This is a genomic window from Sphingobium sp., from assembly GCF_036170395.1.
Lineage (GTDB): Bacteria > Pseudomonadota > Alphaproteobacteria > Sphingomonadales > Sphingomonadaceae > Sphingobium.
Genome location: NZ_JAVHPD010000029.1, coordinates 54,982 through 70,267, shown reverse-complemented (window position 1 = coordinate 70,267; position 15,286 = coordinate 54,982). Strand labels below are relative to the sequence as shown.

General features: G+C 67.0%; 19 protein-coding genes. 15 read left to right on the top strand and 4 right to left on the bottom strand.

Annotated elements, in window-relative coordinates; all coding sequences use genetic code 11:
- Nucleotides 1-37 precede the first annotated feature (37 nt).
- Nucleotides 38-400, bottom strand: coding sequence for a response regulator (locus V2B31_RS08940; protein WP_328277570.1), 363 nt, complete (start codon nucleotides 398-400; stop codon nucleotides 38-40).
- Nucleotides 401-465: 65 nt separating this feature from the next.
- On the opposite strand from V2B31_RS08940, the gene V2B31_RS08935 reads away from it, so the two are divergent.
- From V2B31_RS08935 to V2B31_RS08915, 5 genes are read left to right on the top strand one after another with little or no spacing between them, the layout of a single operon-like run.
- Nucleotides 466-753, top strand: a complete 288-nt coding sequence (locus V2B31_RS08935) for a DUF3572 family protein (protein WP_328277569.1) — start codon at nucleotides 466-468, stop codon at nucleotides 751-753.
- Nucleotides 750-1,406, top strand: a complete 657-nt coding sequence (locus V2B31_RS08930) for an HAD family hydrolase (RefSeq protein WP_328277568.1) — start codon at nucleotides 750-752, stop codon at nucleotides 1,404-1,406. Before V2B31_RS08935 ends, V2B31_RS08930 begins: the two co-directional genes overlap by 4 nt.
- Nucleotides 1,403-1,867 carry a RidA family protein gene (locus tag V2B31_RS08925; RefSeq protein WP_328277566.1) on the top strand — a complete coding sequence of 155 codons (465 nt, stop codon included), beginning with the start codon at nucleotides 1,403-1,405 and terminating at the stop codon, nucleotides 1,865-1,867. Before V2B31_RS08930 ends, V2B31_RS08925 begins: the two co-directional genes overlap by 4 nt.
- Complete coding sequence (locus tag V2B31_RS08920) at nucleotides 1,848-2,570, top strand: glycerophosphodiester phosphodiesterase family protein (protein WP_328277565.1); 723 nt, start codon at nucleotides 1,848-1,850, stop codon at nucleotides 2,568-2,570. Before V2B31_RS08925 ends, V2B31_RS08920 begins: the two co-directional genes overlap by 20 nt.
- Nucleotides 2,567-3,700 (top strand): GNAT family N-acetyltransferase, encoded by a 1,134-nt coding sequence (locus V2B31_RS08915; protein ID WP_328277562.1) that lies wholly within the window; start codon nucleotides 2,567-2,569, stop codon nucleotides 3,698-3,700. Before V2B31_RS08920 ends, V2B31_RS08915 begins: the two co-directional genes overlap by 4 nt.
- A gap of 116 nt (nucleotides 3,701-3,816) precedes the next feature.
- Here V2B31_RS08915 and V2B31_RS08910 read toward each other — a convergent pair whose 3' ends face one another.
- Nucleotides 3,817-4,113: a hypothetical protein gene (locus V2B31_RS08910; protein WP_328277560.1), complete on the bottom strand. Its 297-nt coding sequence runs from the start codon at nucleotides 4,111-4,113 to the stop codon at nucleotides 3,817-3,819.
- Nucleotides 4,114-4,402: 289 nt separating this feature from the next.
- Between V2B31_RS08910 and V2B31_RS08905 the strand changes: the two genes are divergently transcribed.
- Nucleotides 4,403-5,671, top strand: coding sequence for a multidrug effflux MFS transporter (locus tag V2B31_RS08905; RefSeq protein WP_328277558.1), 1,269 nt, complete (start codon nucleotides 4,403-4,405; stop codon nucleotides 5,669-5,671).
- A gap of 337 nt (nucleotides 5,672-6,008) precedes the next feature.
- On the opposite strand, the gene V2B31_RS08900 is transcribed toward V2B31_RS08905, so the two are convergent.
- On the bottom strand, nucleotides 6,009-7,571 hold the full coding sequence (locus V2B31_RS08900; protein ID WP_328277556.1) for an amino acid permease: 1,563 nt from the start codon (nucleotides 7,569-7,571) through the stop codon (nucleotides 6,009-6,011).
- Between the two features lie 154 nt (nucleotides 7,572-7,725).
- On the opposite strand from V2B31_RS08900, the gene pgeF reads away from it, so the two are divergent.
- The 5 genes from pgeF to argB all read left to right on the top strand — a co-directional run bounded on the left by pgeF (nucleotide 7,726) and on the right by argB (nucleotide 11,891).
- Complete coding sequence (gene pgeF, locus V2B31_RS08895; RefSeq protein ID WP_328277554.1) at nucleotides 7,726-8,487, top strand: peptidoglycan editing factor PgeF; 762 nt, start codon at nucleotides 7,726-7,728, stop codon at nucleotides 8,485-8,487.
- Nucleotides 8,488-8,565: 78 nt separating this feature from the next.
- Entirely contained in the window at nucleotides 8,566-9,477 is a 912-nt protein-coding gene (locus tag V2B31_RS08890) for a ThuA domain-containing protein (protein ID WP_328277552.1), read from the top strand.
- Nucleotides 9,478-9,479: 2 nt separating this feature from the next.
- A complete protein-coding gene (locus V2B31_RS08885; protein WP_328277550.1) occupies nucleotides 9,480-10,466 on the top strand; it encodes an RraA family protein in 987 nt (328 codons plus the stop codon).
- Between the two features lie 21 nt (nucleotides 10,467-10,487).
- A complete protein-coding gene (locus V2B31_RS08880; protein WP_328277548.1) occupies nucleotides 10,488-10,919 on the top strand; it encodes a hypothetical protein in 432 nt (143 codons plus the stop codon).
- Between the two features lie 54 nt (nucleotides 10,920-10,973).
- A complete protein-coding gene (gene argB, locus V2B31_RS08875; protein ID WP_328277546.1) occupies nucleotides 10,974-11,891 on the top strand; it encodes an acetylglutamate kinase in 918 nt (305 codons plus the stop codon).
- Nucleotides 11,892-11,907: 16 nt separating this feature from the next.
- Here the strand turns inward: argB and V2B31_RS08870 are convergent, their stop codons facing one another.
- Entirely contained in the window at nucleotides 11,908-12,429 is a 522-nt protein-coding gene (locus V2B31_RS08870; protein WP_328277544.1) for a GNAT family N-acetyltransferase, read from the bottom strand.
- A gap of 143 nt (nucleotides 12,430-12,572) precedes the next feature.
- Between V2B31_RS08870 and V2B31_RS08865 the strand changes: the two genes are divergently transcribed.
- From V2B31_RS08865 to V2B31_RS08850, 4 genes are all read left to right on the top strand, one after another.
- Complete coding sequence (locus tag V2B31_RS08865; protein ID WP_328277542.1) at nucleotides 12,573-12,863, top strand: YggT family protein; 291 nt, start codon at nucleotides 12,573-12,575, stop codon at nucleotides 12,861-12,863.
- A gap of 104 nt (nucleotides 12,864-12,967) precedes the next feature.
- A complete protein-coding gene (gene folD, locus V2B31_RS08860) occupies nucleotides 12,968-13,864 on the top strand; it encodes a bifunctional methylenetetrahydrofolate dehydrogenase/methenyltetrahydrofolate cyclohydrolase FolD (protein WP_328277540.1) in 897 nt (298 codons plus the stop codon).
- A gap of 56 nt (nucleotides 13,865-13,920) precedes the next feature.
- The gene (locus V2B31_RS08855; protein ID WP_328277628.1) at nucleotides 13,921-14,508 is read left to right on the top strand and encodes a YybH family protein; all 588 of its coding nucleotides are present in this window, start codon (nucleotides 13,921-13,923) and stop codon (nucleotides 14,506-14,508) included.
- Nucleotides 14,505-15,122 carry a MarC family protein gene (locus V2B31_RS08850; protein WP_328277538.1) on the top strand — a complete coding sequence of 206 codons (618 nt, stop codon included), beginning with the start codon at nucleotides 14,505-14,507 and terminating at the stop codon, nucleotides 15,120-15,122. Before V2B31_RS08855 ends, V2B31_RS08850 begins: the two co-directional genes overlap by 4 nt.
- The last annotated feature ends 164 nt before the right edge of the window (nucleotides 15,123-15,286 follow it).

Sequence of the window (15,286 nt, the reverse complement as noted above, 5' to 3'; positions counted from 1 at the left end):
TCTGCGTGACAAATCAAAGACGAAGAGGGCGGCCGCGTTACAGAAGCGCGTTCACCTGCTCGACGAAGCGCAGGACCGAGATGGGCTTCGACACATAGGCCTGCGCGCCGGCGGCGCGTATCCGCTCCTCGTCGCCCTGCCCGGCATAGGCGGTGACCGCCATGATCGGCACCGCGCTCAGCCGGTCGTCGGCCTTCAAGGACACGATGAGGTCGAGGCCGCTGACATGGGGCAGATGGATGTCGGTGATGACGAGATCGGGCAGGAACTCCCGCGCCTGGGCCAGCACGTCGCGCCCGTCGCGGCAGGCCAGCACTTCATGGCCGTGCGCGCGCAGCAGGTCGCAAAAAAGTTTGAGGTTGAGTTCGTTGTCCTCGACAACGAGCACGCGCTTTGCCACCAGTCACCCGCACCAGAAGAAACCATCGGCGCGCCGTCCGGCCGCCCCTGCCCCGAGACCCGATCATGCGCCCCGAGACCCCGAATGGCAAGCCGGATGGCGGCGACGACAGCATGACGCTGGCGCTGATGGCGCTGGGCTGGACGCTGAGCGATGTGGGGCGGGCGGACCGGCTGCTGGCGCTGACCGGGCTTGACGCCGACGCGCTGCGGGCGGGCGTGGACAATCCCGCGATCCTGGCGGCGCTGCTCGCTTTCCTCGCCGATCATGAGCCGGACCTCATCGCCTGCGCCGAGGCGATCGGCAGTACGCCCGCCGCGCTGATCGCAGCGCAGGAGCAATTGAGCCGATGACCCGTCCCCTCATCATCACCGATTGCGACGAGGTGCTGCTGCACATGGTGGTGCCGTTCCGCGCCTGGCTGGACGAGACGCATGACGTGCATTTCGACATGAGCGAGCGCGGCTTTGCCGAGGCGCTGCGCCACAAGGACAGCGGGGAGCCGGTCGAGCGGGCGCTGGTGTGGGAATTGCTGCTCGGCTTTTTCGAGACGGAGATGCACCGCCAGACGCCGATCGCCGGCGCGGTCGAGGCGCTGCGCCGGCTGTCGGCGATCGCCGATATCGAGGTGCTGACCAACATCACCGAGCGGCACCGGGAACCGCGCGCCCGGCAGCTCATGTCGCATGGCCTGACCCTGCCCGTCCACTGGAACCAGGGCGGCAAGGGCCGGCCGCTCGCCGCCATCGTGGCGGAGCGCGCCCCGAGCGTCGCGCTCTTCATCGACGATCTCGCCGAGCATCATCACAGCGTCGCTACCCATGCGCCGGGGGTGTGGCGGCTGCATCTGGTGGGCGAGCCCGAGATCGCCCGCTACACCCCGCCCGCCCCCTGCGCCCATGCGCGCATCGACCAGTGGGCAGCGGCGGAACAATGGATCATGGACCGGCTGGCGCAAGGGCCGGCCCCCGACGACATGCCAGCAACCGATGGAGCCATCGCATGAGCATAGACGCCCGCCTCGCCGAACTCGGCATCACCCTGCCCCAGCCGGCCGCGCCGGTCGCCGCCTATGTGCCGACGGTGGAGGTCAACGGCCTGCTGCATATCAGCGGGCAGATCGCGCTCGCGCCCGATGGCCTGATGACGGGACGGCTGGGCGAGGATCGCGACCTTGAATATGGCGTCGCTGCCGCGCGGGTGTGCGGCCTCAATCTCATCGCGCAGATGAAGGCGGCGCTGGGCAGCCTCGACCGGGTCGAGCGGATCGTCAAGCTGGGTGCGTTCGTCACCAGCGCGCCGAGCTTCACCGACCAGCCCAAGGTCGCCAATGGCGCGTCGGAGCTGATGGTCGAGGTGTTCGGCGAGGCGGGCAGGCACGCCCGCAGCGCGGTGGGCGTGCCGGCGCTGCCGCTGGGCGCTGTGGTCGAGATCGACGCGGTGGTGCTTGTCAGGCCGGCGGCCTGATGCGGGCTGGCTGACCGCGCGCCCCTTCGCCCATCGCGGGCTGCATGGGCCGGGCGTCAGCGAGAATGGCATGGCCGCGTTCGCGGCGGCGATCGACGCGGGCGATGGCATCGAATGCGATGTGCGGGTGAGCCGGGATGGGATCGCCTTCGTCTTTCACGACGCGGACCTTGGCCGCATGACCGGACACCCCAGTTCGATCGAGGCCATGGAGGCGGCGGCGCTCGACCGGATGCGCTTGCCCGATGGTGGTTCGATCCCCCGGCTGTCGGCGCTGCTGGCGCTGTGCGGCGGGCGGGTGCCGCTGCTGATCGAGGTGAAGGCGCGGGGCTGGACTGTCGGGCCGACGTGCCGCGCGGTCGCTGAGGAGCTGATCGGCTGGAAAGACGCAAAAATCGGGCTTATGTCCTTCAATCCTTGGGCGATTTGGCGCTTAAGAGAACAGCGAGTGGGACAGCTGTTTGGCCTTGTCGTGACCCAGCGGGGCAAGGGGCGGCTGCGCGGCGCGATCGAGAGAAGGCTTGCGCTTTGGATTGCGAGACCCGACTTTCTGGCCTGTGACATATGCGACCTGCCATCCCGCCTGTCCGCCCGCGCTCGTCGGAGGGCTATGCCCGTGCTGACATGGACGGTGCGGAGCGCGGCCGAGCGGGCGCGGGCGGCGGCCTATGCCGACCAGATCATCCGTGAGGGCGCCGCGTGACCGAGGTGGTCGCACGGATCGGGAAAGGGGTGGCGGACCTGCCCAAGGCCGAGTGGGACGCCTGCGCGGGATATTCTAACCCATTCATATCATGGGACTTTCTTGTCGCGCTGGAGCGATCCGGCAGCGTCGGAGGCGACAGCGGCTGGCAGCCTTTGCCGATCGTCATCGAGGGGCGGGACGGCCGAATCGCCGCCGCCGCGCCGGCCTATGGCAAGAGCCACAGCCAGGGCGAATATGTGTTCGACCATGGCTGGGCCGACGCCTGGGTGCGGGCGGGCGGGCGATACTATCCCAAGATCCAGGTCGCCGCGCCCTTCTCCCCGGTGCCTGGGCCGCGCCTGTTGCTGCGCGATGCCGACGCAGCGCCGGCGCTGATCGCGGGGATCGAGACTCTGGTCGAGCGCAACGGCCTGTCCTCCGCCCACGCGACCTTCATCGACCCCGAGCAGGTGCCGTTGTTCGAGGCGGCGGGCTGGCTGATCCGGGAGGACAGCCAGTTTCACTGGACCAATCGCGGCTATGGCAGCTTCGAGGATTTTCTGGGCGAGCTGTCGAGCGAGAAGCGCAAGAATATCCGCAAGGAAAGGCGGCGCGCGGTCGAGGGGCTGGAGATCGTCCACCTGACCGGTCGCGACCTGACCGAAGCGCATTGGGACATATTCTGGGAATTTTATCAGGATACCGGCGCGCGCAAATGGGGGCGGCCTTATCTGACCCGCGCCTTCTTCTCGCTGCTGGGCGAGATGATGGGGGATCGCACGCTGCTGATCCTGGCGCTGCGCAATAAGCGGGCGATCGCGGGCGCGCTGAACCTGATCGGCGGCGATGCGCTCTATGGGCGCTATTGGGGCTGCGTCGAGGAGGTGCCCAACCTGCATTTCGAGCTATGCTATTATCAGGCGATCGACGTCGCCATCGCGCGCGGGCTGGCCCGTGTCGAGGCCGGGGCGCAGGGCGGGCACAAGCTGGCGCGCGGCTATGCGCCCGAGCCGACCTGGTCGGCGCACTATATCCCGCATCCGAGCTTCCGCAGCGCCGTCGCCGAATTTCTGGAGCGCGAGCGTGCGGGCGTGCGGCAGGACCGGCTGTGGCTGAAGGCGCGGACGCCCTTCAGGAAGGATGGTTAGTTCAAGCTCACTATATCGTCATCCCGGGCCTGACCCGGGCTTCCGCTTCTTCTGCCTCCGCCAAGCAAGCGGAATCCCGGATCAAGTCCGGGATGACGGAGGAAGGAAGACTGAGTTCAGGCGGCGCGCATCTGGGTGGAGGCGATGACGGCGCGGGCCTGGCGCTGGGCTTCGGCGATTTCGCGCGCGGTCATTTCCTCGGCGATTTCGGCGCGCATGGTCTGGCCGGCTTCGCTGCCGCGCGCGGCAGCCAGGTTGAACCATTTATGCGCTTCGACAAGGTCGATCGGCAGGCCGCCGGTGCCGCAGCTATAGGCGACGCCGAGGTCGAAACACTCTTCCGCAGACCCATATGCCGCCCGCGACAGGCGGGCCTCCATCAGAAATTGCGCGCTCTTGATGCTGTTACCCATGACGACTTCCCCTGTTCCCTTTGCCCTAGCTCAATGGATTGGACCCCCTTTTCCACGGAAGGCAGGTTGGACCGGGAAGCGATAAAAAATGGTTAACGCGATATTTGCCTGTTTTATAAGGGGTTGGGATGAGGCGACTGAGGGGCATCACGCTTGTCGAGTAGCCCTTCGGGAGGGCAGGACTGCCCCGGCCTTCGCCGGGGAACGAGAAAGGATGTGGGCCGCTTTGGGCCGATCCGTAGCGGATTAGGACTGGCAACGGCGGGGCTTTGCGCCCATAGGCGAGCGCATGCGTGCGATGCCTCCCCCCGCTCCCGCGATCCGCCGCGACATTCCGTTCCGTGAGTTCGTGATCCTGTGCGCGTGCCTGATGGCGATGAACGCGCTATCGACCGATCCGATGCTGCCGGCGATGCCCGACATCAGCCGCGATCTGGCGATCCCGCGGCCGAACGACCGGCAGCTCATCATCAGCCTCTATTTTCTGGGGCTGGGCGTGGGCGCGCTGCTGTTCGGCGTGCTGTCCGACCGCTATGGGCGCAAGCGGGTGCTGGGCGGGGCGATGGCTCTCTTCATCCTGTCGACCGTCGCCTGCGCCGCCGCGCAGAGCTTCACCATGTTGCTGGTCGCGCGGATGAGCGCCGGCTTCTTCGCCGGGGCGAGCCGCGTCGTTACCGTCGGCATCGTGCGCGACCGGTTCAAGGGCGACGCGATGGCGCGGGTGATGTCGCTGATCTTCGCGGTGTTCATGCTGATCCCGGTGGTCGCGCCGAGCTTTGGCCAGGCGATATTGTGGGTGGCGCCATGGCGCTGGATCTTCTGGGCGCTGGGCATCATCGCGGCATTGGTGCTGATATGGATGCTGGTGCGGATGCCCGAGACGCTGCATCCCGACAATCGCGTGCGCATAACCCCCCGCGCGCTGCTGCATACGGCAGGGGTCATTTTCCGCACGCGCAGTTCGATCGGCTATATGATGGCGAGCGGCGCGATGGTCGGCGCGCTGGTCGGTTTCATCCTGTCGATCCAGCAGATTTTCTTCGACGTGTTCGACGCGGGCCGCTTCTTCCCGATCGGCTTCGCGCTGGTTGCCGGCTGCATGGGGGTGGGCAGCCTGGTCAACAGCCGGCTGGTCTCCCGCTTCGGCGCGCGGCGGATGAGCCAGAGCGCGCTGATCCTGTTCATCCTGATCGCGGCGGTGCATGTCGGGGTGATATTGGCTGGACGCGAGACGCTGACGACGTTCATGGTCCTGCAGGCGCTTTCGATGCTGACCTTCGCCTTTACCGGATCGAATTTCAGCGCGATTTCGATGGAGCCGTTTCATCGCGGGGCAGGCGCGGCGTCGTCTTTCCAGGCGTTTCTGACGACGGCGGTGTCGAGCGTGCTGGGCAGCATCGTGGGGCAGGCGTTCAACGGCACGCCCCTGCCCTTCACGCTGGGGCTGCTGGGTTATGGCATGCTGGCGCTGGCGATCGTCGCCTGGGCGGAGCGGGGCAGGCTGTTCACCCGGCCCGGCCATAATGATCTGCGCGAGGCGGAAATCGAGTTTCACTGACAGCAAAAGGAAGGCGATGATGTGCATCGCAAACCTGCTGTCGTGTGCCGAGCAAGGCATCCTCCCCTGGCAGGCAGGGCTATCGCGTATGAAAATGCCGTTCGTCCTGAGCCTGTCGAAGGACTATCCTTTTCTTGGCGCAGACACTCGGAACAAAGAAAAAAACGGCCCTTCGACAGGCTCAGGGCGAACGGAGACTTGGCCAAATCCTTTTTCACACCAAAGGCAAATTCCATATGCGATTGCCCTGCCCTTACAGGGGAGGATTTTCGTTCTAGGTCTTTAAAAGACATGATCGCCAAAAGGTACGGGGCGGTTTCCCGCCCCGTACCTTTCCTTATGCGTCCTGTCCGCCCGGCGTATGCGCGCCGGGGAGCGGCGGCACCGGCAGGGGCGGGATGCCGGCGTCATCCTCCGGCACGTCCACTACGCCGCGCCCGACATGGCTGCGGTTGCGGCTGTAGGCGAAATAGACGATGAGGCCGACCGCCGCCCAGCCGACGAACATCAGCTTGGTTTCGGTGCCGAGGCTGATGAACAGATAGAGGCAGCCGAGGATAGCGATCGGCGCGGTGATGTTGATCGCCGGGGTGCGGAAGGGGCGCGCGCGGTTCGCATCGGTCCGGCGCAGCACCATCACCGCGATCGACACGGCGGCGAAAGCGAAGAGCGTGCCGGAGTTGGAGATGTCCGCCAGGATGCCGACCGGGAAGAAGGCGGCGAAGAGCGCCACGAAGATGCCGGTCAGGATGGTGATGACATGCGGCGTCTTGTAGGTCGGGTGCACCTTCGAGAAGAGTTCCGGCAGCAGGCCGTCGCGGCTCATGACGAAGAAGATGCGGGTCTGGCCGAACATCATCATCAGGATGACCGAGGGCAGAGCGAGGCCGGCGGCGAGGCCGAGCAGATTGCCGATCTGGGGCCAGCCGATTTCGCGCAAGGTCCAGGCGAGCGCTTCCTTCGAGCAGGTGACGGCTTCGGTGCCGGCCGCGGCGAGCGCCGCGCATTGCTGCGACAGGGCAGCCGATCCGGGCGCTAGCGCTTCGCCGCCGGGACCATAGACGGGCTGCGCGCCGACCGTGCCGATCACGCCGGCCGCGACCAGCATGTAGAAGATGGTGCAGATGCCGAGCGAGCCGATGAGGCCGATCGGCATGTTGCGCTGCGGGTTCTTGGTTTCCTCGGCGGCGGTCGAGACCGCGTCGAAGCCGACATAGGCGAAGAAGATCGAGGCCGCCGCCGCCGAAATGCCCGAGAAACCGAGCGGGGCGAAGGGGGTGAAGCCGTCCATGTTCATGACCGGGATCGACAGGACGATGAAGAGCGTCAGCGCCGACACCTTGATCGCGACGAGGATCGCATTGACGGTGGCGCTTTCCTTGGTGCCGATGACCAGCAGCCAGGTGACGAGGCTGGCGATCAGCATCGCGGGCAGGTTCACCATGCCGCCGTCGAACGGCCCGCGCGTCAGGAGATCGGGTATGTCCATATGGAATGTATGTTCGATGAGGCCAACGACATAGCCCGACCAGCCGACCGAGACCGCGCCCGCCGCGACGGCATATTCCAGGATCAGCGCCCAGCCGACCATCCAGGCGATGAGTTCGCCCATCACGGCATAGCTATAAGTATAGGCGGAGCCGGACACCGGCACCATCGCCGCCATTTCGGCGTAGCAGAGCGCGGCCACCGCGCAGACGAAGCCGGCGATGACGAAGGAGAGCATCATGCCCGGCCCGGCCTTCTGCGCGGCCTCCGCCGTCAGCACGAAGATGCCGGTGCCGATGACCGCGCCGATGCCCAGCATGGTGAGCTGGAACGCCCCCAGCGACCGGTGCAGCGATTTCTTTTCCGCTGTCGCCAAAATGGCGTCCAAAGGCTTTACCCGCCCGAAGATCATGCAGATGTATCCCTATGCCGGACGCGCCGCCTGTGCGGCGCGCCTCTTTTGCTTATGGACGCCGAGACTATCGCCTAATCCGTGCCGCGCAAGTATATTGCGCGGGCGTGACATGCCGGTCCATGGGGTGGGTCGACAAGAAGGAGCCATGCCCATGCTCGAATTGCTGCGCACGCCGCTGCTGGCCGATGTGCCCCATGGCTTTGCCGGGCGGCGCGGCGGGGTGTCGGAGGGGGTGCATGGCGGGCTGAATGTCGGGCTGGGGTCGGCGGACGACCGGGCGGCGGTGCTGCGCAACCGCGACCTCGCGCGCGATGCGCTGCTGCCCGGCGCGGCGCTGGTGACGGTGCGGCAGGTGCATTCGGCCGATGTCGTGACGGTGCGCGCGCCGATCGCCGAGGAGGCGCGGCCGCCGGCCGATGCAATGGTGACCGATCGGGCGGGGCTGGTGCTGGGCATATTGACCGCCGACTGCGTGCCGGTGCTGTTCGCCGATGCCGAGGCGGGCGTCGTGGGCGCGGCCCATGCGGGGTGGAAGGGCGCGATTGGCGGCGTCACCGACGCGACGATCGCGGCGATGGTGGCGCTCAGCGCGCGGGTCGAGCGAATCGCCTGCGCGATCGGGCCGTGCATCGGCCGCGCCTCCTATGAGGTAAGCGACGAATTCGCCGCGCGCTTCGAGGGCGAGGATGCGGCCAATGAGCGCTTCTTCACGCCGGGGCGGGCGGGTCATCAGCAGTTCGACATCGCCGCCTATGTCGCCGCGCGGCTCGCCGGCGCGGGGATCGGGCGGATCGCGATGCTGGACGAGGATACCTACAGCCAGCCGGATCGCTTCTTCAGCTATCGCCGCGCCTGCCATCGGGGCGAGGCGGACTATGGCCGGCAGATATCGATGATCGCCCTGCCGGACTGAGCCCCCCTCGTCATTGTCCACCCGTAAATAAGGGGTTGGAGCCGGCCGCGCTTTGTGTCAGATCATATATGATAGCAAATGAGGCGCATGGCGTCCGGGGAGGATAAGGTGAAGTGGATCGGGCGGATATTGGCCGGCGCGGCGATGCTGCTGGCGGCGCTGCCCCTGCCCGCCGGTACCGCCCCTTTGCCACCGGTCCGCATCCTGCTGTTCGCCGGTCCCAAGCAGCATGGGCCGCCGGGCCGGCACGAATATGAGAAGGATCTGCGCGAGATTGCCTGGATGCTGGAGCATAGCGGCGCGAACCGGATGGTGCGGGCGCAGGTGATCGTCGGCGAAAAGCCGCGCGATCTGGCGCTGCTGGAGCAGGCCGACGCGATCGTCATCGACGGCAATGGCGACTGGCTGAAGCGCGAGACGGGCGCGCTGTTCCCGCAATATGCGCAGACGGACGGGCTGAATTACGATGCCGAGACGACGGCGGCGCTCACCGCGTTCGACGCGCTGCTGAAGCGGCGCAAGACGGGGCTGGTGGTCTATCACTACACGATGTTCGTGGACAATCGCGCCGGGCGCATCTGGCTCAGCAACTGGCTGGGTGGGGCGTGGATACCCTATGTGTCGCACAATCCGGTCGACACATGGGCGATCCGGCCGAGCGGGGCGAAGCATCCGATCCTGAATGGCGTGAAGCCCTGGACCCCGCGCGAGGAGATGTATGCCCGCTATTTCCTGCCCGACAATCCGGGGCGCACATTGCTGCTGACGGCGAAGCCCGCGAGCGCCGCGAACGGGAGCGGCGGGCCGGTCGCCTGGGCCTATCAGCGGCCCGATGGCGGGCGGTCGATGGTGTGGGGCGGCAACGACTTTCACGACAATATGCACCTCTTCCCGCAGCAGCGCCGCTTTCTGGTGAACGGCATCCTCTGGGCGGCCGGGGTGGAGGTGCCGCGCGGCGGCGCGAACGACCAGATGCCGCCGGAATATTGAGGATGGGCAAGACCATGAAATGGAAGGCCGCCGCTTTCGCCATTGCCGCGCTGCTGCTGCCGAACGCGGCGCTGGCCGGCGACGGCTTCTTCTCGCGCGATCAGGTGATCCGCCATACGCCCGAATGGACGGGCGAACGCTTCCCGGACGGGCGGCCCAAGGTGCCCGACGCGATCCTGGAGCGGATGCGCGACGTGACGCTGGAGGAAGCCTGGGCGACGCTGCGGAGCGCAGGGTATAATCATCAATATGAGGATGGCTGGCTGTCGATCTTCCCCGATAAGGTGCTGGTAGGCCGCGCGCTGACATCGCAATGGCTGCCGGGCCGGCCCGATATCCAGACGGTGCTGGAGAAGCAGGGCGTGGCGGACAAGCGCAAGGGCGCGATGAACGCCTGGCCGGTGGACATGCTGCAAAAGGGCGACGTCTATGTCAGCGACCATTTTGGCCTCAAGCAGGACGGCCCGTCGATCGGTGACAATGTCGGCAACGCCATCTATGCGCGCAGCGGCAACGGCATCGTCTATGACGGCGCGGTGCGGGACATCAACGGGCTGAAAGAGCTGCCCAATTTCGTGTCCTTCGTCCGATCCTACGATCCGTCGCACCATTTCGGCGCGATGGCGACCGGGGCGCGGCTCAATTCGACCATGGTCGGGATCAACGGCCCGGTCCGCATCGGCAAGGCGACGGCGATGCCGGGCGATGTCGTGCTGGGCCGCGACGGCGGGGTGCTGTTCATCCCGCCGCAGCTCGCCGAGAAGGTCGTGAAGCTCTCCGAAAACACCCGGCTGCGCGACATGTTCGGCCATATGCGGCTGCGCGAGGGCACCTATACCGCCGGGCAGATCGACACCAAATGGACCGACGCGATCGAGGCGGATTTCTTCGCCTGGCTTGAGGCCAACCGGACGAAGCTGCCGGTGAAGCCCGAGGGCGTCGATCAGATCATCCGCGATCATGCAGCCGGCATCCCTTACGAAGGCTGATATCAAGAAAGGACATTCCCAATGACTCTCCGCCTTGCCCTGGCACTGTTGAGCATTGGCGTCGCCGGATCGGCGATCGCCGCAACACCGGCCGAAGTCGTCGCCCGCCATGTCGAAAGCATGAAGGTCGGCACGCTCCAGCCGATCATGGACGATTATTCGGCCGACACGGTGGTAGTGACGCCGCAAGGGCTGGTCGCCGACCAGGCGCCCGCCAAGGGACCGGGCATCTTCTCCGGCCAGGCGCAGGCGCAGCGCGTGTTCGCGACGCTGACCGACAAGGATCATCATCCCGGCATCAAGGCGATGGAGACGGTGATCGAGCCGTCCGGTCCCGACAGCGTGATCCTGCACTGGGTCCAGAACAAGGGCCAGCCGAACCAGGTGTCGGGCAAGGACGCCTTCATCGTGCGGAACGACAAGATCGTCTTCCAGGCGATCTACGTCGATTGACGCGCGCCACGGGCGGGGCGGCGGCGAAACTTGCTCCCCCCGCCCTTTGGCCCTATGCGCCCGCGCATGACCAGCAATTACGCCCCCGATCCCGCGCTGCTCGCCAAGGCGGAAGTCCTTGTCGAGGCGCTGCCCTATATGCAGCGCTATGCAGGGAAGACCTTCGTCGTCAAATATGGCGGCCATGCGATGGGCGACCCCGAAGCCGCGCGCGACTTCGCCGAGGATGTCGTCCTCATGAAGGCGGTCGGGATCAACGTCATCGTCGTCCATGGCGGCGGGCCGCAGATCGGCGCGATGCTGAAGAAGCTGGGCGTCGAATCGCAGTTCGTCGGGGGCTTGCGCGTCACCGATCGGGAAACGGCGCAGATCGCCGAGATGGTGCTGGCCGGCTCCATCAACAAGGAGATCGTGGGCTGGATCGCGGGCGCGGGCGGCCGGGCGGTCGGCATTTCGGGCAAGGATGGCGGCCTCGTCCTCTGCGAAAAGGTGCTGGGCAAGCGCGAAGCGGACCCCAATTCGGGAATCGAGCGCAATGTCGATCTGGGCTTTGTCGGCGATCCGGTCTCGGTCGATCGGTCTATTCTCGACACGCTGAGCCAGAGCGGCATCATCCCCGTCGTCGCCCCGGTCGGCATCGGCGCGGACGGCAACACCTACAATGTCAACGCCGACACGATGGCGGGCGCGATCGCGGCGGAGGTGAAGGCGTCGCGCTTCTTCCTTTTGACCGACGTGCCGGGGGTGCTCGACAAGCAGGGGCAGCTGCTGAGCGACCTCGATCCGCAAGCGATCCATGCGCTGGAGGCGGACGGGACGATCAGCGGGGGCATGATCCCGAAGCTGGAAACCTGCGTGCGCGCGGTCGAGGGCGGGGTGGACGCCGCCGTCATCCTGGACGGCCGGGTGCCGCACGCGATGCTGCTGGAAGTCTTCACCGATCGCGGCGCGGGGACTTTGGTGCGGAAATAGGCCGCGCTCGGCCGAGTCAGCGCAGCAACGTAGCCGGGTCGGGCCAGGCGATCCGCTTTTCGGGATAGGCGCGGCCATCCGGGCCGGCTTTCTCCACATCCTCCACCTCCACGCCGCCGCGATGCGCGTAGAAGCCGCGCGCGGCGAGGTTTTCGGTGTAGCACCAGAGATAGAGGCCCTGCCCCGGCCAGCCTTCCAGCGCCCACTGTGCCGCACGCGCCAGCAGCGCCGAGCCGATGCCGGCGCCGCGCGCGGCCGGAAGGGCGTGGAGATTGTCGACCAGCGTGCCCCAGCGCGGATCGTCGCCGCCCGCGACGCAGACGAAGCCAAGCGGCGCGCCGTCCCGCTCCGCTATGACGATGCGGCGGTCAGGGACTGGGGTCGCCAGCCGCTCGGTCCAGAGCCCCAGCCGTTCGGCCTCGATCGGGCCGGCGAGCCAGGCGGGGTCAAGGATATGGGCGTAGGCGCGCCGCCAGCTTTCGACATGCATGGCGGCGACGAGCGGCGCGTCGGCGGCGGTGGCGTCCCGGAAGTCCATGACCGCGCTATAGCGACACGCCGCGCCAGCGCCATCCCCGCTCGCCGATTTCCCATGTCGCTGGTGGAAGAAGCCGCGCTCCCCGCTTGTGGCGGGGGGGCAGGGTCGGCTAGAGCGGCGCGACGCATCCAACGGAGACCCATGTGGCCTACGCGCTCTATCAGATCATCGTCATCCTTCTGGACGTCCTGTGGTGGATCATCATCATCCAGGCGATCATGAGCTGGCTGATCGCCTTCAACGTCGTCAACATGGGCAATGATTTCGTCCGCACCGCGATGGTGGCGCTCGACCGGATGACCGCGCCGATCTACAATCCCATCCGGCGGGTATTGCCTGATCTCGGCGCGCTCGACCTGTCGCCGATGGTCGTGCTGCTCGCGATCCTCATCATCCGGCAGGCGATATTGCCGCCCTTGTTCGGGATGGTGTGAGCGGGCGCCCATTTCGCTGGAGTCGAAGGGCAAGAAGCGGCTAAGGCGGGGGGCATGTTCGGCGGGCGGTAGCCGCTGCAATAGAGAATAGGGACGCGCCCATCATGACCATCGGCAAGATCATCGACGGCAAGGCCTTCGCGGCCGGCCTGCGCGACCGGGTGGCCGAGGGAGTCGCGGCGTTCGTGAGCCAAGCGGGGCGCAAGCCTGGCCTGGCGGTCGTGCTGGTGGGCGAAGACCCGGCGAGCAGCGTCTATGTCCGCTCCAAGGGCAAGATGACCGTCGCGGTCGGCATGGAGAGCTTTGAATTCAAGCGGCCCGACAGCATCGGCGAGGAGGATCTGCTCGACCTGATCGAGGAGCTGAATCACGACGATCGGGTCGACGGCATACTCGTGCAGCTGCCGTTGCCGGCGCACATCGACGAGGCGGCGGTGATCGGCGCGATCGATCCGGCCAAGGATGTCGATGGCTTCCATGTCGTCAATGCGGGGCGGCTGGCGACCGGGCAGGAGGCGCTGGTCCCCTGCACGCCGATGGGCTGCATCATGCTGCTGAAGGACGAGCTGGGCGACCTGAGCGGGCTTGAGGCGGTGGTGATCGGGCGATCCAACATCGTCGGCAAGCCGATGGCGCAGCTGCTGCTGGCGGAAAGCGCGACCGTCACGATCGCGCACAGCCGCACCCGCGACCTTGCCAGCGTGGTCCATCGCGCGGATGTCGTCGTGGCGGCGGTGGGCCGGCCCGAAATGGTGAAAGGCGAATGGATCAAGCCCGGTGCGACCGTGATCGACGTCGGCATCAACCGCGTGGCGGACGATGAGGAAGAGGGCAAGACGCGGCTGGTGGGCGATGTCGCCACCGCCGAGGCGCTGGCCCATGTGCGGGCGATCACGCCTGTCCCCGGCGGGGTCGGGCCGATGACGATCGCGGTGCTGCTGCGCAATACGCTGGTCGCGGCGTGCGCGCGGGCGGGGCTGGCGAAGCCGGAGGGGCTGTGAAACGGATCGCGCTAATCGCGGTCGCGGCGGGGCTGCTGATCGCCGCCCGGCCGCCGATGCGGTTCCAGCCCGACCCCAGCAGCGTGATCGCGGCCGAGATCGCCTTCAACCGGCTGGCGCAGAAAAAGGGGCAATGGACCGCCTTCCGCGAGACTGCGGCCGAGGATGCGGTGCTGTTCGTGCCGCAGAAGGTGGTGGCGAAGGAGTGGCTGAAGAAGCAGGCGGATCCGCCAAAATCGGTCGTCTGGTCGCCCTCGATCGTCTATGTCGCGTGCGACGGCAATGTCGCGGCGAGCACGGGCAACTGGACACGGCCGGATGGATCGGTGGGCTATTTCACGACGATCTGGCGGCGCGACAGGAAGGGCGCGTGGAAATGGGTGCTGGACCATGGGGACCGGCTGACCGCGCCGCGCCCCGCGCCGGAGTTCCTGACGGGCAAGGTCGCCACCTGCAAGCGCGGGCAGCGCCCGGAGGGGCCGCCGCCGATGCCGGTGAAGGGCGAGCGCCCCGCGCCGCCGCCCGACGAGAGCCTGCTCTGGACCGCCGAGGTCGCACCCGACAACAGCCGCCGCGTGACGGTGAAGATGTGGACGGGCGACGCTTATGAGACAGTGATCGACGACCGGGTCGCCGCGTCATGATCGCTTTGTTCCTCTCCGCCTTCGTGACGCTGTTCGTCGTGATCGACCCGCCGGGCTGCGCGCCCATCTATGCCAGCCTGACCACCGGGGCGAGCGCGGCGCAGCGGCGCGCGATGGCGGTCCGCGCGACGGGCATCGCGGCGGCGATCCTGCTGGTGTTCGCGCTCTGGGGCAAGCAACTGCTCGGCGTGCTCGGCATCCAGCTCGACAGTTTTCGGATCGCGGGCGGCATCATGCTGTTCATCATCGCCATGGACATGGTGTTCGAGAAACGCACCCAGAGGCGCGAGGACCGGGCGCAGAAGATCGCCGAGACGCCGGAAGTCGAGGATGTCTCGGTCTTTCCCATGGCGATGCCGATGATCGCCGGGCCGGGATCGATCGCGACGGTGATGCTGCTGATGTCGCGGGCGGACGGGCTGGCGGAGCGCGGCGTGGTGCTGGGCGCGGTGGTGCTGACGTTGGTGCTGATGCTGGGGTCGCTGCTGGCGGCGGGGCCGATCATGGCGCTCTTGGGCGCGAAGATCGAGGCGGTCATCACCCGGCTGCTCGGCGTGCTGCTGGCGGCGCTGGCGGCGCAATTCGTGATCGACGGGCTGAAGGCGAGTTTTTAGCGGGGGCAAGTCTTCCTCCCCTGAAAGGGGAGGTGGCGCGCGCGGAGCGCGTGAGCGAGGGGTGTCAGCCTATCGATAGGGTGACACCCCTCCGTCTGGCCTTCGGCCATCCACCTCCCCTTGCAGGGGAGGATGATGTGGGGGCGAACCTTCCTTCTCCCCAC

Coding starts and splice junctions, on each gene's coding strand:
- V2B31_RS08925 (WP_328277566.1), top strand. CDS start 1,403: ATGAGCATAGACGCCCGCCTCGCCGAACTCGGCATCACCCTGCCCCAG.
- folD (WP_328277540.1), top strand. CDS start 12,968: ATGACCATCGGCAAGATCATCGACGGCAAGGCCTTCGCGGCCGGCCTG.
- V2B31_RS08855 (WP_328277628.1), top strand. CDS start 13,921: ATGCGGTTCCAGCCCGACCCCAGCAGCGTGATCGCGGCCGAGATCGCC.
- argB (WP_328277546.1), top strand. CDS start 10,974: ATGCGCCCGCGCATGACCAGCAATTACGCCCCCGATCCCGCGCTGCTC.
- V2B31_RS08890 (WP_328277552.1), top strand. CDS start 8,566: ATGAGGCGCATGGCGTCCGGGGAGGATAAGGTGAAGTGGATCGGGCGG.
- V2B31_RS08880 (WP_328277548.1), top strand. CDS start 10,488: ATGACTCTCCGCCTTGCCCTGGCACTGTTGAGCATTGGCGTCGCCGGA.
- V2B31_RS08900 (WP_328277556.1), bottom strand. CDS start 7,571: ATGATCTTCGGGCGGGTAAAGCCTTTGGACGCCATTTTGGCGACAGCG.
- V2B31_RS08870 (WP_328277544.1), bottom strand. CDS start 12,429: ATGGACTTCCGGGACGCCACCGCCGCCGACGCGCCGCTCGTCGCCGCC.
- V2B31_RS08910 (WP_328277560.1), bottom strand. CDS start 4,113: ATGGGTAACAGCATCAAGAGCGCGCAATTTCTGATGGAGGCCCGCCTG.
- V2B31_RS08850 (WP_328277538.1), top strand. CDS start 14,505: ATGATCGCTTTGTTCCTCTCCGCCTTCGTGACGCTGTTCGTCGTGATC.
- V2B31_RS08905 (WP_328277558.1), top strand. CDS start 4,403: ATGCGTGCGATGCCTCCCCCCGCTCCCGCGATCCGCCGCGACATTCCG.
- V2B31_RS08935 (WP_328277569.1), top strand. CDS start 466: ATGCGCCCCGAGACCCCGAATGGCAAGCCGGATGGCGGCGACGACAGC.
- V2B31_RS08930 (WP_328277568.1), top strand. CDS start 750: ATGACCCGTCCCCTCATCATCACCGATTGCGACGAGGTGCTGCTGCAC.
- V2B31_RS08885 (WP_328277550.1), top strand. CDS start 9,480: ATGGGCAAGACCATGAAATGGAAGGCCGCCGCTTTCGCCATTGCCGCG.
- pgeF (WP_328277554.1), top strand. CDS start 7,726: ATGCTCGAATTGCTGCGCACGCCGCTGCTGGCCGATGTGCCCCATGGC.